At 34.4% G+C, this 22,356-nt stretch carries 22 protein-coding genes and 1 pseudogene; 6 read left to right on the forward strand and 17 right to left on the reverse strand.

Features of this window, described 5'->3' with window-relative positions:
* Positions 1 to 184: 184 nt before the first annotated feature.
* Entirely contained in the window at positions 185 to 727 is a 543-nt protein-coding gene (locus tag ACTYA4_RS13775) for a biotin transporter BioY (protein WP_443482474.1), read from the forward strand.
* A 287-nt stretch (positions 728 to 1,014) separates the two neighbouring features.
* Here ACTYA4_RS13775 and ACTYA4_RS13780 read toward each other — a convergent pair whose 3' ends face one another.
* Positions 1,015 to 1,917: a CPBP family intramembrane glutamic endopeptidase gene (locus tag ACTYA4_RS13780; RefSeq protein ID WP_443482475.1), complete on the reverse strand. Its 903-nt coding sequence runs from the start codon at positions 1,915 to 1,917 to the stop codon at positions 1,015 to 1,017.
* Between the two features lie 165 nt (positions 1,918 to 2,082).
* Here ACTYA4_RS13780 and ACTYA4_RS13785 point away from each other — a divergent pair, with 165 nt between their 5' ends.
* Complete coding sequence (locus ACTYA4_RS13785; RefSeq protein ID WP_443482476.1) at positions 2,083 to 2,529, forward strand: aminoacyl-tRNA deacylase; 447 nt, start codon at positions 2,083 to 2,085, stop codon at positions 2,527 to 2,529.
* Between the two features lie 517 nt (positions 2,530 to 3,046).
* Here ACTYA4_RS13785 and ACTYA4_RS13790 read toward each other — a convergent pair.
* The 4 genes from ACTYA4_RS13790 to ACTYA4_RS13805 all read right to left on the reverse strand — a co-directional run bounded on the left by ACTYA4_RS13790 (position 3,047) and on the right by ACTYA4_RS13805 (position 7,341).
* On the reverse strand, positions 3,047 to 3,982 hold the full coding sequence (locus tag ACTYA4_RS13790; RefSeq protein ID WP_443482477.1) for a metal ABC transporter substrate-binding protein: 936 nt from the start codon (positions 3,980 to 3,982) through the stop codon (positions 3,047 to 3,049).
* Positions 3,983 to 4,012: 30 nt separating this feature from the next.
* Positions 4,013 to 4,876, reverse strand: a complete 864-nt coding sequence (locus ACTYA4_RS13795) for an iron chelate uptake ABC transporter family permease subunit (protein WP_443482478.1) — start codon at positions 4,874 to 4,876, stop codon at positions 4,013 to 4,015.
* A gap of 15 nt (positions 4,877 to 4,891) precedes the next feature.
* On the reverse strand, positions 4,892 to 5,662 hold the full coding sequence (locus tag ACTYA4_RS13800) for a metal ABC transporter ATP-binding protein (RefSeq protein WP_443482479.1): 771 nt from the start codon (positions 5,660 to 5,662) through the stop codon (positions 4,892 to 4,894).
* A 725-nt stretch (positions 5,663 to 6,387) separates the two neighbouring features.
* Positions 6,388 to 7,341, reverse strand: a complete 954-nt coding sequence (locus tag ACTYA4_RS13805; protein WP_443482480.1) for an aldolase catalytic domain-containing protein — start codon at positions 7,339 to 7,341, stop codon at positions 6,388 to 6,390.
* A gap of 371 nt (positions 7,342 to 7,712) precedes the next feature.
* Between ACTYA4_RS13805 and ACTYA4_RS13810 the strand changes: the two genes are divergently transcribed.
* A complete protein-coding gene (locus tag ACTYA4_RS13810) occupies positions 7,713 to 8,432 on the forward strand; it encodes a metallophosphoesterase family protein (protein WP_443482481.1) in 720 nt (239 codons plus the stop codon).
* Positions 8,433 to 8,530: 98 nt separating this feature from the next.
* Here the strand turns inward: ACTYA4_RS13810 and ACTYA4_RS13815 are convergent, their stop codons facing one another.
* From ACTYA4_RS13815 to ACTYA4_RS13865, 11 genes and pseudogenes are all read right to left on the reverse strand, one after another.
* Positions 8,531 to 9,166, reverse strand: a complete 636-nt coding sequence (locus ACTYA4_RS13815; protein ID WP_443482482.1) for an HAD hydrolase-like protein — start codon at positions 9,164 to 9,166, stop codon at positions 8,531 to 8,533.
* Positions 9,167 to 9,572: 406 nt separating this feature from the next.
* Positions 9,573 to 10,583, reverse strand: coding sequence for an LLM class flavin-dependent oxidoreductase (locus ACTYA4_RS13820; RefSeq protein WP_445505699.1), 1,011 nt, complete (start codon positions 10,581 to 10,583; stop codon positions 9,573 to 9,575).
* Positions 10,583 to 10,885 carry a DUF3219 family protein gene (locus ACTYA4_RS13825; protein ID WP_443482483.1) on the reverse strand — a complete coding sequence of 101 codons (303 nt, stop codon included), beginning with the start codon at positions 10,883 to 10,885 and terminating at the stop codon, positions 10,583 to 10,585. The genes ACTYA4_RS13820 and ACTYA4_RS13825 overlap by 1 nt, the downstream gene beginning before the upstream one ends.
* Positions 10,886 to 10,974: 89 nt before the next feature.
* Positions 10,975 to 12,282 carry a DPP IV N-terminal domain-containing protein gene (locus ACTYA4_RS13830; RefSeq protein ID WP_443482484.1) on the reverse strand — a complete coding sequence of 436 codons (1,308 nt, stop codon included), beginning with the start codon at positions 12,280 to 12,282 and terminating at the stop codon, positions 10,975 to 10,977.
* Between the two features lie 426 nt (positions 12,283 to 12,708).
* The gene (locus ACTYA4_RS13835) at positions 12,709 to 13,200 is read right to left on the reverse strand and encodes a DoxX family protein (protein ID WP_445505691.1); all 492 of its coding nucleotides are present in this window, start codon (positions 13,198 to 13,200) and stop codon (positions 12,709 to 12,711) included.
* A gap of 222 nt (positions 13,201 to 13,422) precedes the next feature.
* A complete protein-coding gene (locus ACTYA4_RS13840; protein ID WP_443482486.1) occupies positions 13,423 to 13,899 on the reverse strand; it encodes a MarR family winged helix-turn-helix transcriptional regulator in 477 nt (158 codons plus the stop codon).
* 932 nt (positions 13,900 to 14,831) lie between these two features.
* The gene (locus ACTYA4_RS13845; RefSeq protein WP_443482554.1) at positions 14,832 to 15,752 is read right to left on the reverse strand and encodes an LCP family glycopolymer transferase; all 921 of its coding nucleotides are present in this window, start codon (positions 15,750 to 15,752) and stop codon (positions 14,832 to 14,834) included.
* Between the two features lie 41 nt (positions 15,753 to 15,793).
* Positions 15,794 to 17,182, reverse strand: coding sequence for a DUF4179 domain-containing protein (locus ACTYA4_RS13850; RefSeq protein ID WP_443482487.1), 1,389 nt, complete (start codon positions 17,180 to 17,182; stop codon positions 15,794 to 15,796).
* 14 nt (positions 17,183 to 17,196) lie between these two features.
* Positions 17,197 to 17,739 (reverse strand): sigma-70 family RNA polymerase sigma factor, encoded by a 543-nt coding sequence (locus ACTYA4_RS13855; RefSeq protein ID WP_443482488.1) that lies wholly within the window; start codon positions 17,737 to 17,739, stop codon positions 17,197 to 17,199.
* A gap of 262 nt (positions 17,740 to 18,001) precedes the next feature.
* Positions 18,002 to 19,009: pseudogene (locus tag ACTYA4_RS13860) on the reverse strand (HAAS signaling domain-containing protein).
* On the reverse strand, positions 19,006 to 19,344 hold the full coding sequence (locus ACTYA4_RS13865; protein WP_443482489.1) for a PadR family transcriptional regulator: 339 nt from the start codon (positions 19,342 to 19,344) through the stop codon (positions 19,006 to 19,008). The pseudogene ACTYA4_RS13860 and the gene ACTYA4_RS13865 overlap by 4 nt, the downstream one beginning before the upstream one ends.
* A gap of 148 nt (positions 19,345 to 19,492) precedes the next feature.
* Between ACTYA4_RS13865 and ACTYA4_RS13870 the strand changes: the two genes are divergently transcribed.
* From ACTYA4_RS13870 to ACTYA4_RS13880, 3 genes are all read left to right on the forward strand, one after another.
* Positions 19,493 to 20,395: a helix-turn-helix transcriptional regulator gene (locus ACTYA4_RS13870; protein ID WP_443482490.1), complete on the forward strand. Its 903-nt coding sequence runs from the start codon at positions 19,493 to 19,495 to the stop codon at positions 20,393 to 20,395.
* A 64-nt stretch (positions 20,396 to 20,459) separates the two neighbouring features.
* Positions 20,460 to 20,939: a GyrI-like domain-containing protein gene (locus ACTYA4_RS13875; protein ID WP_443482491.1), complete on the forward strand. Its 480-nt coding sequence runs from the start codon at positions 20,460 to 20,462 to the stop codon at positions 20,937 to 20,939.
* Positions 20,932 to 21,555, forward strand: coding sequence for a GyrI-like domain-containing protein (locus ACTYA4_RS13880; protein ID WP_443482492.1), 624 nt, complete (start codon positions 20,932 to 20,934; stop codon positions 21,553 to 21,555). The genes ACTYA4_RS13875 and ACTYA4_RS13880 overlap by 8 nt, the downstream gene beginning before the upstream one ends.
* A gap of 190 nt (positions 21,556 to 21,745) precedes the next feature.
* Here ACTYA4_RS13880 and ACTYA4_RS13885 read toward each other — a convergent pair whose 3' ends face one another.
* On the reverse strand, positions 21,746 to 22,168 hold the full coding sequence (locus ACTYA4_RS13885) for a DUF1801 domain-containing protein (protein ID WP_443482493.1): 423 nt from the start codon (positions 22,166 to 22,168) through the stop codon (positions 21,746 to 21,748).
* Positions 22,169 to 22,356: the final 188 nt, after the last annotated feature.

Here is a 22,356-nt window from a genome sequence, read left to right on the forward strand (position 1 = left end):
AAGAATTGTTTAGTTTATTGATTTTTTACTACCTTCTATCTGTGGATTTAAAGAAAGAATTTAATACAACTTATTTCGTTAAAATTATTTTTTATACCAAAAAAATTTTTACTTAACATAATACTAATTATATGTTAACCTTTCATATGTAATAGTTTACATTTTAAAAGTGAGGTAAAAAATAATGAAATTAAAAAATTTAATATTATGCAGCTTTTTTGCTGCGATAACAGCCATTTTAGCTCAAATGGAAATTCCATTGCCGTATGTTCCGATTAGCGGTCAAACATTAGCAGTTGGATTAACAGCTACTATCCTTGGAAGCAGATACGGAGCAATCTCCATGATTTGCTACTTATTGCTAGGAGCCATTGGATTACCTGTATTCGCAGGAGCAAGCGCTGGGTTTGGCGTATTAATTGGGCCCACTGGCGGATATATCTTTGCCTTTATTATTTCTGCATTTGTTACAGGTTATATTTTAGAAAAAACAACGTATTCGATTCCAATGGCCTTTGCTGCTAATACAATTGGCATGATCATTACATTAATTCTAGGAACCATTCAATTAAAGTTTGTACTTGATATGAGCTGGAGTGCTGCACTAGATGCTGGAGCTTATCCTTTTATTGTGGTTGGCTTAATTAAAGCATTTTTAGCGAGCTGGATCGGCATTATCGTACGAAATCGACTAGTTCATGCAAACCTTTTACAAAAAATATCTTAATAGGGTAAGAGTGAATTATTCGTGAGTAGAAAAAGAGTATAGTCAGAGAATGAAGACCCATAGAAGGCTGCTGCCACTATGGGTCTTCATTCTTTTTTATGGAAAAGGGGCCGGAGCTACGCCAATTTTAATAGAACAATACGAGTGATGGTGCTCCATAGTTTGTTTTTTATCCTTATGATGGATGAAGTAGCTCCGCTCACGCCACCTTTATTAGGTTTGCATCTGCCTTTCCCTTGTTAGATGGCGGAGACGAAGGACGAGACTTCATAGGAGTTTTATATCGCTTAACTGCGTTCTTTATTTACTTTTTTCCTGCTTAATAAATAAAAAACAATAAAAATAACAATGGACCAGATTAGAGAAATGCCCGGAGAGTCATTAACAGTTTTAAATAAGCTTGGAATATCTCCTGCTACCGAATCATCAGTAGTTAAAAACCAAAAAAGGAACATATTATTGGCAGCATGTGCCCCAATGGATAGTTCCAAGCTGCCTGTTTTAACAGAAATATAGGTTAATGCAAATCCTGTTACAATATAATCCAAACCTACGAAAACAAATGATTTACCCATTTCTGGATTAGCAAAATGCATGGATCCAAAAATAAGTCCAATAATAAGAGAAAGTAGAATCGGCTGTTTTAATCTTTTTCCTATCCACTGCAGAAGCATTCCTCTAAAGAACAATTCTTCTGACGTTGTTTGGATTGGCACCAAAATTAAAACAATTAAAAATAAAATGATATATTCTTTCACATGTACATTATTCCAGCTATACTCAGATGAATTAAATAGAAAATCAATAAGTGTCGTGAGTATCAGCAATCCGCCAAATACAGCAAATCCCCACAATACTCTACCCCAATGGATTGTTTTATTGGGCGTAATAAGTGTTATGAAACGTCTTTTATGTATAAAACGAACCCCTATCCAAATGCCAATCACCCATAAAATATTGACTATATGTGTTAACAATAAATTAAGATTGGGGTTAATACCAACAGGCATTGCTGTATCAAAATCAATATACGTACTTTCATCACCATCGAAGTAAACCATTATTGCTTCAATTACACCGTATATTATCGAACCAACAAACATAAATGCAATGGCTATAAGAACGGAACTTAAATAACGCTTCCAACTGTTTTTCCCCTCTGTAACATTCAAATAACTTTTTATCGTCATCCTCTCCTTTTGTCCTTCAGACTTTTTCTTTAATAGTATACCTTGGCATAATAAGGAAATCTATATATTTCTAATCAGCTTTAAATAAGGCAATTTTGCAACAAGTAAATGAAAAAGCGCAATGAAAACAACGAATTTAGTAAAATGAATAAGGAGGTGTTTCTAATGGAAAAATTACAGATGATATTATCGAAAAGCAATTATAAGTATGAATTGATCCACCATGAAAAACCGATCCGTTCAGCAAAGGATGGCTCCAGCTATTTCGGTATTCGCATCGGCCAAACAGCTCCATCATTAATACTTAAAACCGATAGAGGATATTTTTATCTCGTTGTTTCTGGTGAACGAAAAAAGGTTTGTTTCGAAAAAATAGCGGAATTAATAAACTGCTACAAAGTAAACTTAGCTTCACCTGATGAAGTTGAAAAAATGACCGGATTCCATGTAGGAAGTGTGGCAATGATTGGCATTGACTTGCCTTGCATCGTTGACAAACAGCTTTTCCAATATGATTTTATTTACGGAGGCACTGGTGAACCAACGACGACATTAAAAATAGAACCACATGCATTACACGAATTGAATGATGTTGTAGCCTTATATGAATGATATGGTTCCTTCTAATCGTTTGAAATATATTGCTTTAACTTTTTTCACCATTAATTAACAGATGATGATAGACCTTAAAATACAAAGGCTGTTTTCTAAAAGTTTGTTGTTTTTGAATAAAACAATAAACATGGTTAAACACTGAGCAGCCTGAATACACGTAGACTCCTGCTTAGAAAAGCGAGAAAGACGAGACCCCACAGGAGCATAGCGACGGCACTGAAAAAGTGTTTTATTAGATAATTTGTAGGTGAAACACTTAAATTTATTAGGGTAAAAATGGTATAGAGAGTTTGAAAACGACCATCATTTTGGTTAGGAGAGGCGTCCGCACGACTCCTGTGGGATTAGCGAGACAGGCGAGACCCTGCAGGAGCGTAGCGACGAAGCGGCTCGGCGCTCGCCCCGCGGAAAGCGAAGTGTATGCAGGCTGAGGGTTAAATAACAATAATCTATACAAAAAGAGCCAATACAAAAAACGAGCACTCTTATTTTTTGAGATACTCGTTTTGTTCTATTATTCTGCTAAGCCCTTATGAATAGTATCTAGGTTCCATTTCACCATCTTAAGATAACTATCTCCTTCAGAACCTGGTTTTCCGATAGAATCAGTGAAAACTTTTCCTTTAATCTCAACACCTGAATCTTGAGAAACCATTTCCATACTTCTTGGATCAACACTTGATTCAACAAATAATGCAGGTATATGACCTTCTCTTATAATGTCGACAATTCGTTTTACTTGTGCACTTGTTCCTTGACTTTCTGTATTGATTTCCCAAATGTATTCTGCTTTTAATCCGTAAGCAGCAGAGAAATATTTAAATGCACCTTCACTCGTTACCAATACACGTCGTTCCTCTGGAATATCAGCAAACTTTGCTTTCGCTTCATTGTGCAAGTCACTTAATGTTTTAATATATTCAGCAGCATTTTTTTCATAATCTTCTTTATGTTTTGGATCTTTTTTAATTAAAGCATCGCGTACATTTTCCGCATATTTAATACCATTATTTAAATCAAGCCATGCATGCGGATCCTGTTCTGATTCTTTCCCTTTTGACGTTAAATATTTTGGAGCAACCCCTTTGCTAATACAAAAAACTTCCTCATCTTCTTTATCTTTTTTACCTGCAGTCTCTAACATTTTGTTAAACCAGCCATTTGCTGTCTCTAAATTCAAACCATTATAAAAAATCATATCTGCATCTGTACTTGCACGAATATCTCCTGGCAGTGGATCATATTCATGTGGGTCTTTACCTACTGGTACAATGGAGTGAATAGATACATGCTCCCCACCGACATTTTTTATGATGTCAGCAAGTATAGAATAAGTAGCCACTATCTTCACTTTACCATCTGATTCACCATTATCACTAGATTTACCACAGCCAGCAACGCCGAATATAATTAATATGGACATTAACCCAATTATAAAAATTTTCTTCATTAAAGTAGCTCCCTCTTATTTATTCTTATCTTATATTTCACGTGAACGAACACGTTGTTTATATGATCTAATTTTATTCCATAAAATGCCTTGCTTTGGTGAAAATATAAAAGCGATTAAAAAGAATATCGTTGAAACAACAACAATAGATGCTCCTGATGCTAAATTATAGATATAACTATAATAAAGGCCAATTACCGAAGCCAGTGTTCCAAAAGTCACAGCCAACCAAATCATCACTGAAAGTCTATTCGTTAATAAATACGCCGTTGATGCAGGTGTAATTAACATAGCAACTACAAGTACAATCCCAACTGTTTGTAAGGATGCAACAGTCACAAGTGTTAGCAATGTCATTAGCAAATAATGAATTACTTTATTTGGAAGACCATACGCAGCTGACATAGTAGGATCAAATGAACTAACTAATAATTCTTTAAAAAATACAAATACGACTATTAAAATAAATAATCCGATAAAAAAAGTAATCCACATATCGGATGTACGAACAGCTAGCACATTTCCAAATAAAATATGGTAAAGGTCACTTGAACTTTTTAACATCGTAATTAATATAATTCCTAGTGCAAAAAATGTACTAAACATAATACCAATCGCTGCATCATTTTTAATGCGGCTATTCTGACTTACATATCCAATGCCAAGCGCCGCTATTAACCCACTGACTGCGGCACCAAAAAAGAAATTAAAACCAAAAATATAAGAAATTGCAACTCCCGGCAAAACAGCGTGAGAAATCGCATCCCCCATTAATGACATCCCTCTTAAAATAATAAAGCTTCCAATTACACCGCAAATAACACCAACCATTACAGAAGTCAACAATGCTTTCTGTAAAAATCCATAATTCATTACCGCCTGAATAAAATCCATTTTTCCTCCTCCTTTCTATACATGTTCAGCATTTGCAGAATGTTGAACAGAATGATCTTGCAAAAATGATTGAAATTGAAAATCTGCTTCATATGCTCGAATAATATGTTGTCTTGTAAACACTTCACGAACAGGGCCTACTTTAATAACGGTTTTATTTAACAAAATAAGGTCATCAAAATATTTCTCTACTTTACTTAAGTCATGATGAACTACCACTACCGTTTTGCCTTCTGCTTTTAATTCCTTTAATATTTGGACAATAACTTCCTCACTAGCCATATCAATTCCGACAAAAGGTTCATCTAAAAGAAAAAGTTCAGATTTTTGAGCAAGTGCTCTCGCCATGAAAACACGCTGCTGCTGTCCTCCAGATAACTCTCCGATTTGCCTTTTTGCGAAACCTTCCATCCCCACTCTTTGCAAACATTTATATGCCCATGCTATTTCTCGTTTACCTGGGCGACGAAAAAGACCGAGTGTCGGATATGTTCCTAACACTACTGTATCTAATACAGTAATTGGAAATGTCCAATCAATATTGCTTCGTTGCGGTACATAAGCAATTCTTTTTTTATTTTTCTTTACTGGTTCATTGAAAATTTCAACCTTTCCTCCATCTTTCGGTGTTAATTCCAGTAATGCTTTGATAAAAGTTGATTTTCCTGCACCATTTGGACCTACCACACCAATTAATCTTCCACTTTCTAAATCAACATTCACTTGATATAAAGCAGGATTCCCATTATATGAAACGGCTAAATCTTTCACTGAAATAATTTTCATAATATCCTCCCTTGCGTTAGGACAAATTATTTAAACCGATAAAAATATGTTTACCTAATGCAACTTTTAATAAAATTCTAACAGATAGTTATTCTCATGTACAGAATTTTTGTGTATTTTTAAAATGTTTTTTATAGGAAAATAATATTATTATAAATTAGCTGTTGATATATAGCTTCTTTTATTAAAGCTACCCTGAAAAGTAGTTCCGCAGCGTGAATACACTACGCTTTCCGCGGGCGAGCGCCGAGCCGCTTCGTCGCTACGCTCCTGCAGGGTCTCGTCTGTCTCGCTTTCCCGCAGGAGTCTTCGTGTATTCACGCTGCTCTGCGCTATAAATGTGGAGACTGCTTCTTTCCATGCGCCATGGTGCAAATTTTCTTGCATGGGTGTCTACCCTGAAAATAAGCTCTGTTAAAAGGGGTTTTCTGAAGCTTATCGCTCGATTTCCGCGGAAGGCAAGTGGATTCCCTGACTATTCATAAATCAACAATAGAATTTAACAGAGCCTTTAATAAAAAAACTGCTGAAACCAAATTGATTTCAGCAGTTTTTTTATTTATCACTTCCTATTTACACTAAGCGGGAGTTTCTTTTAGGTAGAGTTCGGTCATTTGCATCCCAATTTTTGTTACTATTCTCCTTGATTCAGTATTCATATTATTTTTCATCATACAAAAAATGAGGAATACTACAAAGAGTACTCCTCACTTATTTTTATCTTCTTATTTTACAGTCGTTTCTACTGTTGTTAATTGGTCATAAAATGCCTTGTAACGATCTTTATTTTCACCATTTCTTAACGCCATAGCCGAACGTGGATGTTCGTTTAATTGACCAGTGATCGTATACGGGATAATATAGCCCCATTCCACTTCTTTTCGCAGTGGAATCATTAAGTTTTCAATAGCTTCATATATCGGTTTAACATTATACTGAGGATCCTTTAAATAACCTAATAGTAGCTCAGTTGGACAATTTCCTGCTGCTCGTCCCATTCCAAAAACAGAACTATCAAGATATTGAACACCGTTTTCGATGGCAGTCAATGTATTCGAAAAAGCAAGCTGCATGTTATTGTGTGCATGAATGCCGAATTTTTTATTTGGGCATTGTCGGCTGAATTTATCCGCTAAATAAGCGATATCTCTTGGATATAAGCTACCATATGAATCAACGATATAAGCAACATCGACGCTGCTCTCATTTAGTTTAATAAGTGCTTCTGATAAATCATGCTCCATCGCATTTGAAACAGCCATAATATTGACAGCTGTTTCATAGCCTCGGCCTTTAAAGATATTATTTAAGTCAATCGCTTTATCAACATCTTTTAAATAACAAGCTATACGAATCATATCAAGATGACTTTCTTCACAAGGCAATATATCATTTTCATCCACTCTACCAATATCAACAAGAGCAGAAAGCTTTGTATGCTGTTTATTTGGAATGACTTCTTTTAAAAAGTTTTCATCGAGAAAACGCCATGGGCCAACCCCTTCTGTTGATACAAGGTTTGGTGAATTTTTATAGCCAATTTCCATAAAATCCACACCAGCAGCGTTTAAATATTTATATAAATCACGGACAAAATCAACGCTAAAGTCCCAATTATTAACAAGTCCACCATCACGAATCGTGCAGTCAATTACTTGACTTTTTTTTGAATTAAACATATAAACCTCCAGAAAAGCAAGATAGATTTATTCTACCCTATTTCATTTTTTATTTAAACTAAAATTTAAAGAAACATTGGAATTTATTCAATAATTTCTTTGATTAATGTGTTTAAAATAAATTAAGGAGAGAAGATTCCCACTTCTAGTTATCAACTATGTGGTACACGACTGCAATGATAGGTTGCATTACTAGAGAATATCTTAGTTAACTTCTTCCAAAAGAAATGATAATATTAGAGTATGTTTATATGTTCAAAAAGGGAACAAATTAGAAGTAAGCCAACTGAGAAATTAAAGGCTTTAGTTTGATGACTTTTTGAACATCCTCAATGATGTCAAAAGTTTATTTAAAAGGAGCTTTGGTTGCCATGAAAATTGCGTTCATTTCAGACATACATGGAAATGCAGTTGCACTTGAATCCGTACTAGAAGATATAAATAAGAAAAATGTTGATAATATTTATGTCCTTGGCGATCTTTGTTATCGAGGACCAGAGCCTAGACGTTCCCTTGATTTAGTTCGCAGCTTAAATACAAGTATTATTAAGGGAAATGCCGATGAATGGGTTATACGAGGCGTTCAAAAAGGGGAGGTTCCTGATAAAGTATTGGAATTAATGAATCTTGAACGAGAATGGATAGTCTCCAAATTACAGCAAAGTGATATTGACTACTTGGAAAGCTTGCCTACTGAACTCCATTTTGAAGCAGAAGGCGCATCTATTCATGCTTTTCATGCAACACCAACTAGTCTATTTGATGTCGTTCTTCCAAATACGGATGATACAGTTATCCAAGAAACATTAATGTCGAGGACAGATTCTGAAGTCTACATATATGCGCATATACATAAACCGTATATTAGATATATTAACGGTAAAATAATCATGAATATTGGCAGTGTTGGGCTGCCTTTTGATGGATTAACAAAAGCTTCATATGGCTTAGTTGAAATCAAAGAAGGAAGTATCAGCACCTCGATTGAACGTGTTGATTTTGATCAAGAAAAAGTGATTCACCAATATACAGAAGCGAACTATCCGAATGCAGAAATGATGATAAATGTTATAAAAAATGCTCGAATATAGGCCATTGAATATGTTTGGAATCACAATTATATTAAAACGATAGATAAAGAGGATGAGTTAAAATCCAAAAAAGATCTTGATCTCATCCTTTTTATGCATTATGAAGGAGTATACCCAATAATCTCCGCTATTTCATCAGGCTTATTAACGGAATAATCAGGATTCTCTACATGAGCAATTTCAGCAGCATCATAGCCCCAACCTACCCAAATAACTTTCACCCCTACCTTTTTGCAGGCGACAATATCACGGCATTCATCCCCAACATAAATCACTTCCGATGGTTGAAGCCCATGAGATTTTAAAAACTTGCTGATTATTTTATCCTTTCCGAAAATACGGCTTGAACATAATACTTCTTTAATACTGTTCAATTTATTGTTCACTAAAAATTCACGAATATTTTTTTCTGCATTTGAAGAAATAATTGCTGCTTGATAGCCCGACTCTTCTAAATTTATCAGCAATTCTTTCATTCCATCAAACAACTTAATCTCTGTGATTGATTCTCTATACAATTTTAAAAGCTCAGGCATAAATACAGGCAGTTTATACATAGGAAACTGAACTAATTTGCTTCTTTCTTTTATCGAAAGCCTTCTTATCATCTCATAGTCTTCGATTTTTAGCTTCTTGTATTTATATTTCTCTGAAAGTTGATTCCATGCATGTAAAAAAGCCAATTTAGAATCGGCAATTGTTCCATCAAAATCAAAAATAATATATTTTATCACGTTTATCTCCTTTTTCACTCTGCATTTTAAAAATAATTCCCGTTTTTAACTAGGCTGTTTTCGTATAGATTGTTGCTTTTAAACGCGCAGCCTGCATACACTTCGTCCGTTTAGCGAGCGTCGAGCCTCCTCGTCGCATACGCTCCTGCGGGGTCTCGTCTTTCTCGCATTCCCACAGATGTCTACGTGTATGCAGGCTGCTAAGAAACGCTTTTCCATATGATATATATATGTAAAAAACAACAAACTTTGAGAAAACAGCCTTTATCTATTAGAAAATAATATAAGAGTTTCCTCCATTTGTAAATAAAAGAACTCTAGTAAGGAACAGTGCTTCTGTTTTTAGGGAAACGAAAGAAAGTAAAGTATTTCTGACTATTTGTTAGGCCCCTGCAGATAGGACCTCTTATGTATCATCTTTCATTAACCTTTCTTTTGCAATCAATTGATAGGACTGAATTCGGTCTTCTGGATCATGAGTAATGGTTACAATCATAATCTCATCTGCATGATATATTGCTTTTAAGTGACGCAGTTTCTCGTTTACTTCTTTTGGATTGCCTATGATCATTTTTTGTTTCATTTTTTCGATTCTTTCTTTTTCTTGATTGTTTCGCATATATTCGATTGCTTCTTCTCTGGAAGGAACACCTTTTTCTCCTTTTCCCTCTCCTCTTTGTAAGGACCAGACAAGGGAACTGAAAGCAATTTCTTCTGCTTTTTCCATTGTTTCTGCACAAACAGCGGAAACTGTTAAGATAACTTGTGGCATATCCCCATGTTTTTTTGGTATAAATGCATCTCTATACTGTTGAATAATTTCAGCACCATCTTTATCACTCATAAATTGCCCGAATGCGTAGGCAATCCCTTTTTGTCCGGCAAGCAGCGCACTTTTTTTGCTTGTGCCTAGAAACCATGGCATTGGCGGGGCTTTCGGTAAAGGGGAAGCTGTCACCTTTGCAAACATATGGTCAGATGGAAAATCATTTTCTAAAAAACGCAGCAAATCTTCTACTAAATTTGGCAGTGCCCATACTTGCTGCAAAAAATTGTCTGTTAACGCATTGGTTGCTTCTGCTGATCCACCAGGAGCTCTTCCAATCCCAATGTCTATGCGGCCAGGAAACAAGGTAGACAAAATATTATATGTTTCAGCTACTTTATATGGGCGATAATATGGCAGCAAAACCGCCCCTGCGCCGATACGAATCTTTTCCGTATTTGCTCCAATATAACTCAACATCACTTCTGGAGCTGAACATGCAAGTCCAGGTAAATTATGATGCTCGGCAATCCAATAGCGAGTATAACCAAATGATTCTCCAGCTTGTGCTAATCTCATCGATTGCTGAAGAGCCTCTTCTGCTGTTTGATTGGAGGAAATAGGTGATTGATCCAATATGCTTAGCTTCATCACGATTGTCTTCCTTCTTCATGTTTCATTTCACGAATACTTAATGAAAATTCACCAACTTTTCCTTTTTTATACAAATTAGTTATAGACGTAGAATATTGATGAATCGCCCCCCGAAATACGAGGTCTTTTTCAGGAACAGAAACATGAAACATTCCTTTATACAGCAGTGTCGTTATATCATGATAGTCCTCACTTGTTACAGAAAAAACAACAGAAATTTGATGTAATCCATTTATTTTTTCTTCCTGATAACTGTTTACATCAATTGATGTATGATCTAAAACGATTGCTTTTACCATATTCAGTTCCTCCTTTTTTATTAATTATACAATTAAAAAAGGCGCTTCCTATATAGAAAGCACCTCTCTTATATTACAAAAATATTAAACTACTTTTTTCTTTTCCCAAAAAATCTCAAAGCAAAAGCATAAATAAACACAATCAGTGTACAGCCTAATAATGATGCTGAGATCATGGCAACCGCAATTCCGTACCAAGGATCGATGAGTACGGTCACAACGAAACTAGCGATAAAGGCTGTAACGCTTAGACAAAAGCTGATGATAACAGGTAAATAGCTTTTTTTGCTCTGTATATATTGATAAGTGGACCATAATCCTACTAAAACAGTATACAAAATAGCTATCGTTATGCCATTAACAAGTTGATTTACCATTTGAATCAATCGGTGGCTATCATTAGGCTTTGCTATATCGAAGGAAATGGTTTGTAATTTTTTCGTTCCTAAATCCACCGTAATGAAATCAAATTTAGACGGTTCGTTTGGCCAATTCGTATTTTTCAAAATAGCTGCTTTATTCGTTTTATGAAAAAATCGAGGGGATGCGACTGATGCTTTCAAGTTTGTCAGCCTTTGTGTTTCCCCATTTCTCGTATCCATTAAAAACAGTTCATACTCAAAGAGAGATTTGTTTTCTGATTCTTTCGAAACTGCTGTATAAAGCATATTTTCGCCATTCGTAGATAATTGAGGAGAGTAGCTGTCCTTTGGCAAATGTTTCGTTAGTATAGATTCCTTCGCTTTTCCTTCTTCTAATGAATAGGAATAGAATTTTTCTTTTCCGTCAAAAGAGCTAAAATATATTTCTTTGCCATCTAATGATACCGAAAGAGAATTCATGCTGAAGTAATCTGCATTTGTTAATTGTTTTTCGTCTTCTCCATTTGTGTCAATAGAATATAACTCATAGCCCTCTTTCGTTTCTTCTTCTGATTTTTTAAATTCATCAGCAGGCATTGCTATATAATAAATCGTGTCATCAGCAGGAGAATAAGTCGCTTCGGAAACATGCATTTTGTTCGATACTAGTTTCGTAGGATTGCTTCCATCACTATTTATCGTATAAAGGGAATTAATTCCGTCTGCATCTTTTGATAAAAATACTATTTTTGTGCTATCATGGGAAAATCTTGGGTTATGATGCCTTTCTGTTTCCCCTTCTGTTAATTGCTTTACGTTTGTACCATCTGCATTTGCTAAATAAATTGCTTCTTTCCCATCCTTATAATAAGAAAACACATATGTTGCATCATCTGCAGAAATATCAAAACTATCTCCTAATCCAGTAAAATACTGATATGGATCATCGTCACGCAAAAAACTATACACAATGGATGTGATAAGAAAAATGGAGATGATTGCTATTGTCCAAAGTAGAAATTTCTTTTTTTTCAAATTTCCAGTCCCCCTTTCACAGTTGGTTCTTTTTATGTACTTACTACATCATTTCCTTTTATACACGGTAACCCAATTCTTATTTCGAAATAAATTTTCACCATTAGGGAAAATTTACTCTTATCGATATAATATAACTTCTTCCTTTAATCGTCAATTTTTCACAAAAAAAAGAATTGTTTTTTTCTCTCAAACCTCTTTTATATCGCTGGTTGAAATTTAAACTTAACTAGTGCCAATACAGTAGGTTCTAATTCTTTTACTGCCTCAAGAGAAACGATTGAAGTAAGATTTTTCCCAAAATATTCTAGCTACTTGTTTCCAACTCTTGTTTCTTCAAAAGCTGCAGCAATGGCAATAAAGTCTTTTAATTTTAATTCTTTAACACATCAAACACCGTTCGAAAATGGAACGGTGTTAAAAAAGTTATTTGATTTTCCTGTCCTGTGCTGTCGGTGGTTGCTGACTAGACCGACGACGCATGTCGGATGCAAGGACTGCAATGGTCGCTGTCAGGAATACAAGCTGCATTATGGTGCGAGGGACCAGAGCATCTGCAGGATTGGTTGTGAGACCTTCGAGTGCTATATAGATATTGGCTGGGAACATCACAATAAGCAGGACAGTGAGCCCGCCTGCTGCCCAAAGGACTGTCGGCCGCCACAGCAATCCAACAGCGCCGGCCAGTTCCAGTATACCAGTGATGGTCACAATTAAGCCAGGGTATGGCAGTGCTGGTGGGACCATGCTGATAAGATCTTCCCGCATCCAGACGAAATGAACCACCCCGGTCAGCACGAACATTGCTGCTAGTCCGCCCCGAAGTGCGACCGGCCATGACCGTAGACGGCTTACCCCTGCGGCTCCTGCTCCGAGAATCGCCAGTGTGACAACGACAAGTACAATAAGTGGTTCCATTGTATTTCCTCCTATAATTCGTAATTTTTACATTTCAAAGTTAAATCCAGAAGTATCACGAGTTGTAAATTCTTTAAACCCGCAGTTCACTGGACCTAAATTGTTTAGATACTCTACTCTTTCAGCTAGACTTCTGTATTCTGATTCTTATTCAATCAATGTCCATCAAAGCGTATAGATACTATACACTTTTTTCAAAAAAAATTCCCTGTGGGGCTTCGGTTATATTTGACTCAATTTTTCTTCTATTTTCACTAAAAAGTCTTTTGCAAAGGCTACCTTTTCAGCAGGAACATCCTGTAAAATTTCGACGACCATTTTCTTAAATTTTTTATGATGCTCCAAATGATGAGCATAGGCAACTTCACCTTTAGTCGTTAATTTCAGAATAATCCTCGACTGATTGCGAATATCCCTCTCTTTTATGATCAGCCCCTTCTGCTCAAGTTTTTTAAGTACTTGGGATACCGCTCCCTTGGTCACCCCACAATACTCAGCTAGTGCTGTAATATGGACACCTTCATGTTCCTTTATTTCTTTAAGTGTATAAATCTCCGAATGATATAAAGGTTCACCCACTCCATAGTCCTTATTTTTCCGATCTACTTTAGAGAACGTATTAATCAAATCCAAAAGGACATCACTAATCTTCTCTTTAGAAATTTCATCTTTATTCATCATATAAAAAGTGTAAAGCATCTATACACTTTTGTCAATCAATTCCTATCCCATCAGAAATCATGGCAAGTTTTGCAAATTCCTTATACACAAGAAGAAGTCTATGAAAAACTCTATTTTATTCATAAACCAAAAATTCAGGATAATAAAAATGATAATTGTAACAAGTGCAAAGCCAATAATTCACCAAATAGAACGCTTCTGCAATACAAGAATTCATGAATAATGTCAGAACACTAATTATTCGATTCTTTATGTAACTATGTTTTATGTAATTTAATCTCTATTACTCTGATACAGCGTTAAGTGTTATAAGTTTAAAGTACCACTTTCGCCATCTTGCACTTGTCGAACTTTTATCACAAGAAACTACAACCTTCGGATTATACAGGCACCTAATTAAATAATTAATTTTTGTAAAACATCCTTGACACCAAAAGGCTTCAAATTTTCACATGGGGATCAGATAAAAAGGTACAGAAAGATAAAATGGGAAAAAAGATTACTACTGCAAGCGCTAAAACAAGCTACTATATATTAACGAGCAGCTTATTCCTACTTTGGATAGTAGATAAAATAATTTTTGTTAGAAAAAATGAATTTGGAAATGTGTCTTTATTTGCAGCTTTATGCCTCTCCTTAATTATTTTTCCTATCGTTCAATTTTTTTCAGCAAAACAGTACAGATAATGGCATTAAAGAGAGCAGCACAAATAAAATGCTGCTCTCTTATTATATATGGAAAAAATCAAACTAATTCCTGCACTGCAGATGTAATGTCTTTTGCTGTTAATTTATAGTATGCTTTTAGATATGTTGAACAGGATATATCCAAGTTTTAGTTTCTTCACAATATTCTAGCGATTTCATTAAGATTCCTATCTTCAATTGTTTTAAACACCTGGGAACAGGGAACCTTCTTAGTTAACGAGCATTTAATATAGTTTGTTTCATTAATTGATAAGACTGTCACCAATCATTTTGTGTACTTTCTCCTTTTCTTCATCAGACACAATGAAAAAATATTTTCCACCTTTTGAATCTTCCCCAATTACTTCATATTGTTCAACATTATTGCGTGTATTTTTATAATTTTTTTCGATATTTATCATTTCTTCCAAAGAAATATTTGTTTTCACATTTTCCCCCAAAGAATCTAGAATATCGTCAAATTTAGAAACAGATGATATACTCATTCCTTTATCAATAATGGCTGTTATTACTTTTCTTTGCCGCTCATTTCTTCCAAAATCATTATCTGGATCTAATTTTCTCATGCGGACATATCCTAACGCTTGGGGACCATCTAATTCAATGTTTCCAAGTTGATAATGATACCCCTTTTTATAATATCCTTCATCATACCATTCCATTTCATTGTTAACGATTATTCCACCTAAAGCATCCACCATTCCACTTAACGCTTCCATATTTACTTTTATATAGTAGTCCATTTTTATTCCAGCAAATTCTTCCACTGTATCAATCGCCATTTTTACTCCCCCTAACGCATAGGCAGAGTTGATTCTGTCTAGAGTACCGTTTCCAACTATTTCAGTTCTCGTGTCTCTTGGAATACTAACCATTTGCAATTTTTCTATTGAAGGATTCAACGTCATGACAATTAAGGCATCCGTCCTGCCAACGTCATTTTTCCGCTCATCTACTCCCATCAATAAAATGCTTATTGGCTTTTTTCCTTTAATATTTTCTTCTCTTTGTTTTCCTACTGTTTTCCCTTCTCCATCAATAGGTTCATAAATTTTATCAGCCGTTTTTTCAACACTTGTATATAAATATGCAATATATGCAACTAGCCCAATTACGATAACTCCAATCATACTTGATAAAGTAAGTATAATTTTTTTCTTCATAGCCATCTCACTTTCTCCTCTAATCTTTTAATAAATCTCTATTACTCTATATTCACATTTATTTCATGATCATAATAATAACGATTAGGACTTATTATTGTAAGATCTTTCTCAAGAAGATTTCCATCGTCAAAAACTAATACAGCCTCTTTATTTTGTTGTGAACCTATACTTTCACTTAGGTTTCTAATATATTCTCTTCCTTCTTTGTCTTTTAAAATAAACGGAAGATACTCATCTACTGGAAACTTCGAATGATAATAAAAATAGGTTTTTCCGTCCTTCTCAACTACTTTTGTTATTGTCAAAAATTTATGATCATCTATAGGAACATTCGTTTCTCCAGCTTTATTTAAAGTGACTCCACTATTATTTCTCCAGCCCTGATCTGTTTTGTTTAAAGAGTAAGGAATAATAGAAATAGAATGTAGTGCTGGATCATTATTTTCAAAGTAACTTATAATCCGTTCTTTCCCTCTATAATGTCCTGCCACAGATGCACCAAGCCATTTTTTTGTATTTCCTTTATTATCTACAATGATATAATCTAAGAATGCATCTTTATCGCTCATCGTACCTTGAACATACATTCTAATTGGTGTAATAACTACTTTTTCTATTACTATATTCGGACCAATGTCATTAAGATTAGCATTTACTACTTCTTCTTTCACATTCTCTTTTGCTTTTTTACTTTCAATTGGTAGCATAAAATTCCATCTTCCGAATATGTTCTCTCCTTCCTCCTCACCTAATTTGTCAATCTTAAAATTCAATTCAAACTTATCCGGTAGATTCTCTATTTCCACTCTTTGTCCCTGAAGTTGATTTTCTTCAAATGGATTTTGGTTCTCATTGGTTGTTATAGAATTATTGTGGTTAAAGCTTCCTTTATTAATAGAAAATACAACTACCCCAGTATATTTCTTCTTATTTTTATCCAGAAACTCTCCATACTCTGTATCGAATGATCCATTTGTTCGAAAACCTTTGCTTTTGATATATACGTTATCCGGCAACATAGCAGGTGCACCTTTAAAGGTTTTATCACTTTCCACTTTGTATGATACTAATAATTGATATCCATCAAATATAGTTCGAGTAATTGTGATCTTTATACCGTTGCTAATTTGTGAAACTACTTCTTCATCTGCCACCTTTTCGTAATTATTCCCTAATGACAAATACTGTTGAATAGAAGAAATCATCGGTATATTTTGAGCAAACGAAGTAGGATTACTACTTAGAAGAAAGATTGGTAGACAGATAGCAGCTAATGATGAAACGATCATCACATTTATTTTTTTCCAATTTCTTCTCACCGGAAGGCTCTGTAATATATCTTGAATTTTATTGTCAATTCTTTCAGGCATTATCACTCGTTCTTTTTTAAATTTTTCTTTTATTTTATTATCCAGATCATGATTCATTTACAATCCCCCTATTACTCATCAAGCTTTAATAATTTTTGTAATAATCTTCTTGCTTTTGAAAGACGTGATCTTACTGTTCCTTCTGGTATTTTTAATAGTTTAGCTATTTCTTTTGTTGATAAATCTTCATAATAAAAAAGAACCGTTACTACTCGGAATTCTTCTTTCATTGAATACACTGCACTATGTAAATCAATATTTAAATATGTATCTTCACATATGGCGTTATTTTCATATAAGGTATCAATCGATATTATTTTCTTTCTAGCTTTTAGTATCGAGTTACATTCATTTATGAGTATTCTAATTAGCCAAGTTTTAAAATATCTATTTTTCTTCAATTTTTTAATATTTTCAAAAGCTTTTAAAATAGTAATTTGAATAACATCCTCTATATCAGATTCATTATGTAACATTGCTTTTGCTACTCGATACACATTGATTTTATTTTGTTGAATCAAAGATATAAATGCTTCTTTGTCTCCTTTCTTTGCTATAGAAACCAAATCATCCTGTTTTTTTATTTTCATATCCTTTAAAACCATTAATCTCAAAAAAATTTCCTCCTTCCTGGTATAATATTAGATAGTTTAAAAGCATAATTTGTTCATTTTTTTTATAAATAATTCACCAGAATTCTCATTTAAACGTTGACCCTCAAATGTTTCAATTAAACTACAAAATTCATAATTAGACTAAACTTTCGATATTGAATAAATGAAAAGTTTCAGATACCCTTTCATTTCTCATTTAATAGGTTCAAATAGTTTTCATATAAAAACAACCACCTTCTTTTAAGAAGATAGCTGGAGTTCCTCATTTTGTAAAATGCTTAATCCTTGCTTTTCGAAAGCCTTGATAAGAGTCATTTATTGCAATAACTACTACGATAATTCCAGTTATTATTAAAAATATTTTTGACCAATTATCGTGAAAAGCAAACAAATCATTCATATAAGTAATAAACGATTGATTAAATAAATCTGCATTACTGATCATGATAAGAAAAACACTTGCTGCAATAATTTGATAAAAAGCATTAAAAAGAGCTAATTTTTTCGTCCATTGACGTGCTATCATTTTATAAATAGCCATGACAACCTCTAAGACGATTACGATTCCTACGTTTATCCAGTAGGAATGCAAAACATCTTGATTAAAAGTAGGTGTTATAGACTTAAGCACTCCGTATTTCTTTTCATAAACACCGACTAAATTCCCCGCATTAAAATAGGCAGTCGCCCAAATGGCCGTCCATAATAATCCGCCAAACACTTCTATTTTGGAAATTCCTTTTCCCTTTGGTAGATGATGAAGGCTTTTTAAGTACTCTGGAGTCTATTCTTTTAAATGAGCAGATAACGGATGTTGATTTTTTGTTCTATCCGTTCGTTCTAAAATGGCAAACACGATTGTCAGCCAAAAGAACACTTGCATTCCCGTTCCAATAATATTTTCAATCCCGTCTGCAATGATTAGGTGAATAAGATTAATTACACCTTTCTCCCAGCTATAAGAAACAAGATTTTCTACAAGCAGCGTAATGAAAGAAATCGCTAAAGCAATTGGCAAAATCATTTTTAATAAATTCATATACACATCAAAATAACGTAGTCCAATTAAATGCATTGGTCGGTCTAAATAGCCACTTGCAAGAACAGCAGGATTTCCCAACTCAGAAAGAACGGCCTTCACCTCTTCTTCTGAATAGTCATCTGGCAGCATATCTTCAATTGTTGAATGAAGTTCCATCGCAATATCCTCGCGCTGCTTTTCAGGAAGCCTACGTATTACTTCCTGAATATATAGCTCTATTAAACTCATGATTCATCCTCACCTTTTAATAAAATGGATAACTCTTTCGTCATCTTTTCCCATTCCTGCCTTAACTGCTCCAATATTTCCAATCCATATTCACTCAACACATAATACCTCCGTGGTCTGTTTTCCGAAGTATCCCAACTACTAGTTACCAACTCTTGTTTCTCCAAACGCCGAAGCAATGGATATAAAGTACTCTGTTCGATCGTTATTCCACTCTTCTCTAATAATTGGACAAGCGAATAACCATATTGTGGTGTTCTCAACTGACTTAATACTGCCAATGTTAAGGTTCCTCTTCTTAACTCTGTTGTTAAAGATTGCAGCAAGCTACTCATCATTCACCTCCTGTTGTATACTGTGTATCATACACTATTTATATATACTATGCATCATACACTATTATTGTTTCTATAACAATTAAAATTTTTAAATAAATCGAAAATATAGGAAAGTATGCTATATACTATTTTTAGGTGATGTCATATGCAAATTAATAGATTATTTGAAATCGTTTATTTGCTGCTAAATAAAAAAACAATAACAGCAAAACAACTAGCAGAGCATTTTGAAGTGTCTGTGCGGACGATTTATCGTGATATTGATACCCTTTCAGCTGCTGGAATACCGATTTACACCAATAGAGGAAAGGGCGGCGGCATCCGTCTTATCGATGATTTTGTGCTGAATAAATCATTGGTTTCTGATCAGGAGCAAAATGAAATATTAATGGGCCTTCAAAGCCTTAATGCTGTAAAAATTCCTGAAGCTGCTTCTGTACTTAACAAACTAAAAACTCTTTTCAACAAGCAAGCAATGAATTGGATTGAAGTTGATTTTTCTGATTGGGGCAGTGACAACACAGATCGAGTAAAGTTTAACACGCTTAAAACAGTAATTTTGGAAAAGACGATTATTTCGTTTGATTATTTTAGCTCTTATGGGGAAAAAACAGAAAGAATCGTCGAACCATTAAAGCTGCTTTTTAAAGGCCGTGGTTGGTATTTTTATGGTTTTTGCCGAGTGAAAAATGATTTTAGGCTTTTTAAAATAACCCGAATGAAAAATCTAAGTCGACTTAACGAAACTTTTGACAGAGAACTTCCTGAAAATATTAGAGAAGAACAAGAATCTAATAGTACTAATATAGTAACCATCGTTTTAAAATTTGATGAATGTGTTGCCTATCGTCTTTATGACGAGATGGATCCCGCGTGTATTCATAAAAAGGAAGACGGAAGCTTTACGGCAACCATTACTTTCCCCGAGAACGAGTGGCTGTACGGCTATATATTATCGTACGGTCAAAATGCGGAGGTTTTAGAGCCAAAACATGTAAAGGAAATAATAAAAAGCAAATATGAAAAAGGCTTAAAAAAATATTTATAATATGACATATAGTTGTCAAGTTATCGTTGTTATACTCCTTTTATAAATGAAAGGAGTTTTAACTATGGATTATGAAATCGTATATATTGAAGAGAAATCAGTAGCAGGCATAAAAATTCGCACGAACAACAATCGTCCTACTATGGGAATGGAAATTGGTGAACTATGGAGAGAATTCTTTGAAAAGGGTGTTTATCAGTCAATACCCTACAAACAAAATGATAAAACGATTGGTTTATATACCAATTATGAGAGTGATGCGAGTGGCAATTATGATATGGTAGTTTGTTGTGAAATTCAGCAGACTTCGGATTTACCTTTAAGTATTCATAAACAGACAATTCCTGCTGGAAAATATGCAAAATTTATTGTACACGGTGATGTACAGACAGCAGTAGGAGCGTTTTGGCAAAAACTTTGGACGATGGATTTAGATCGTAAATATAGTGCTGATTTTGAAGAATATCAAAGTGGCAGCGACGAGAAAGATTCGGAAATACATATATATATTTCCTTAAATGAATCAGAGGGTAATAATGAATAAGATAGATTACAAAAAAGACTATAAAGAATTATATGTACCAAAAGTAAAACCAATCATTGTCACAGTCCCTGCTATACCTTTTATAATGATTAATGGTTCAGGCGACCCAAATGGCGAGGAATTTGCTCTTGCAACTGCTGCACTTTACAGTCTTAGTTATGCAGTGAAAATGTCTTATAAAAGCAATCACGTTCCTGATAATTATTATCCCTACACCGTTTTCCCGCTTGAGGGTGTCTGGGATCTCATCGATAAAACATTGCCCCCTACCATTAAAAGTAATTTTAAATACAAATTAATGATTCGGCAGCCTGATTTTTTAACGGATGATTTATTCGAGCAGTTTTTATTTAAAACGAAAAAGAAGAAGCCAAATCCTTTTTTAGAAAAAGTGGAATTTGGATTAATAACAGAGGGACTATGTTGTCAAATGCTTCACATCGGAAGCTACGATAACGAGCCTGAAAGCTTTGCAATGATGCATACTTTTTGTGAGGAGAACGGATATAAGAGAACTTCTTATACACATAGGGAAATATACCTTTCAGACCCTCGCAAAACAGAGCCTCATAAGCTTAAAACCGTTTTACGGTTTCAAGTGAAAGCGAATGCATGAAAAGAAGTTGGAAGGAGTCACCAGTTTCGTGGAATTCCATTTTTTTCGCGGAAATATCAATAATTTCGCGGGATTCCATTTTTTTTCGCGAAAATATCAATAATTTCGCGGGATTGGTTCTCCGTTTTGTAAAAAAATGATTAAGGCAGTCTAAAACTTAATTTCCATGTTCCTGACTGCCTCTTCGATTTTATTGATCTGGATAGGTTTCCTGCAAAAAACGTATCGACTGCTTAATAAGCGCTTTTAACACATCGACATCAATGTCTGCAACCTTATTAATATACACGCAGGCTTTGCCTGTCGTATGTTTTCCAAAGTCCTTCAACAATTCCTCCCGTGCTGTATCACCTGTCGCAAAATACAAACTGATTTTTGCTTTGCGAGGGGAAAAACCAACGAGCGGTGCATCGCCTTCATGACCAGTTTTATATTTATAATGATAAGAACCAAAGCCAATAATGCTTGGGCCCCACAACTTTGCTGGATACCCGGATGTTTCTGTAAAAATATCTAATAATCGATAGGCATCCTCCCGCTTTTTAGGACTGTCGACATTTTCAATAAATTCAATGACACTGTTATCGTTTTCTTTAGTTTTCAGCTCGTACACATCTTCACTCCTTTAAATAATTGAAGTTATAGGCTATCATACCTCTATTACAACTTCTACGCTGCAAATTATTTTCCTTCTATTATTTCGGTTATTTAAATGCAGTTGTATGGATTCTTTTTATACCAAGACTTTTTATCTGGTTAATCGGTGCCGCTAGTTTACTAGCTATCAAAATATATATACAT

It is taken from the genome of Niallia yueguangensis, from assembly GCF_052663115.1.

What these genes read in the sequence shown, in the direction of transcription:
- ACTYA4_RS13775 (WP_443482474.1), top strand. Translation starts at nt 185, where the DNA reads ATGAAATTAAAAAATTTAATATTATGCAGCTTTTTTGCTGCGATAACA.
- ACTYA4_RS13780 (WP_443482475.1), bottom strand. Translation starts at nt 1,917, where the DNA reads ATGACGATAAAAAGTTATTTGAATGTTACAGAGGGGAAAAACAGTTGG.
- ACTYA4_RS13785 (WP_443482476.1), top strand. Translation starts at nt 2,083, where the DNA reads ATGGAAAAATTACAGATGATATTATCGAAAAGCAATTATAAGTATGAA.
- ACTYA4_RS13790 (WP_443482477.1), bottom strand. Translation starts at nt 3,982, where the DNA reads ATGAAGAAAATTTTTATAATTGGGTTAATGTCCATATTAATTATATTC.
- ACTYA4_RS13795 (WP_443482478.1), bottom strand. Translation starts at nt 4,876, where the DNA reads ATGGATTTTATTCAGGCGGTAATGAATTATGGATTTTTACAGAAAGCA.
- ACTYA4_RS13800 (WP_443482479.1), bottom strand. Translation starts at nt 5,662, where the DNA reads ATGAAAATTATTTCAGTGAAAGATTTAGCCGTTTCATATAATGGGAAT.
- ACTYA4_RS13805 (WP_443482480.1), bottom strand. Translation starts at nt 7,341, where the DNA reads ATGTTTAATTCAAAAAAAAGTCAAGTAATTGACTGCACGATTCGTGAT.
- ACTYA4_RS13810 (WP_443482481.1), top strand. Translation starts at nt 7,713, where the DNA reads ATGAAAATTGCGTTCATTTCAGACATACATGGAAATGCAGTTGCACTT.
- ACTYA4_RS13820 (WP_445505699.1), bottom strand. Translation starts at nt 10,583, where the DNA reads ATGAAGCTAAGCATATTGGATCAATCACCTATTTCCTCCAATCAAACA.
- ACTYA4_RS13825 (WP_443482483.1), bottom strand. Translation starts at nt 10,885, where the DNA reads ATGGTAAAAGCAATCGTTTTAGATCATACATCAATTGATGTAAACAGT.
- ACTYA4_RS13835 (WP_445505691.1), bottom strand. Translation starts at nt 13,200, where the DNA reads ATGGAACCACTTATTGTACTTGTCGTTGTCACACTGGCGATTCTCGGA.
- ACTYA4_RS13840 (WP_443482486.1), bottom strand. Translation starts at nt 13,899, where the DNA reads ATGCTTTACACTTTTTATATGATGAATAAAGATGAAATTTCTAAAGAG.
- ACTYA4_RS13845 (WP_443482554.1), bottom strand. Translation starts at nt 15,752, where the DNA reads ATGAAGAAAAAAATTATACTTACTTTATCAAGTATGATTGGAGTTATC.
- ACTYA4_RS13850 (WP_443482487.1), bottom strand. Translation starts at nt 17,182, where the DNA reads ATGAATCATGATCTGGATAATAAAATAAAAGAAAAATTTAAAAAAGAA.
- ACTYA4_RS13865 (WP_443482489.1), bottom strand. Translation starts at nt 19,344, where the DNA reads ATGAGTAGCTTGCTGCAATCTTTAACAACAGAGTTAAGAAGAGGAACC.
- ACTYA4_RS13870 (WP_443482490.1), top strand. Translation starts at nt 19,493, where the DNA reads ATGCAAATTAATAGATTATTTGAAATCGTTTATTTGCTGCTAAATAAA.
- ACTYA4_RS13875 (WP_443482491.1), top strand. Translation starts at nt 20,460, where the DNA reads ATGGATTATGAAATCGTATATATTGAAGAGAAATCAGTAGCAGGCATA.
- ACTYA4_RS13880 (WP_443482492.1), top strand. Translation starts at nt 20,932, where the DNA reads ATGAATAAGATAGATTACAAAAAAGACTATAAAGAATTATATGTACCA.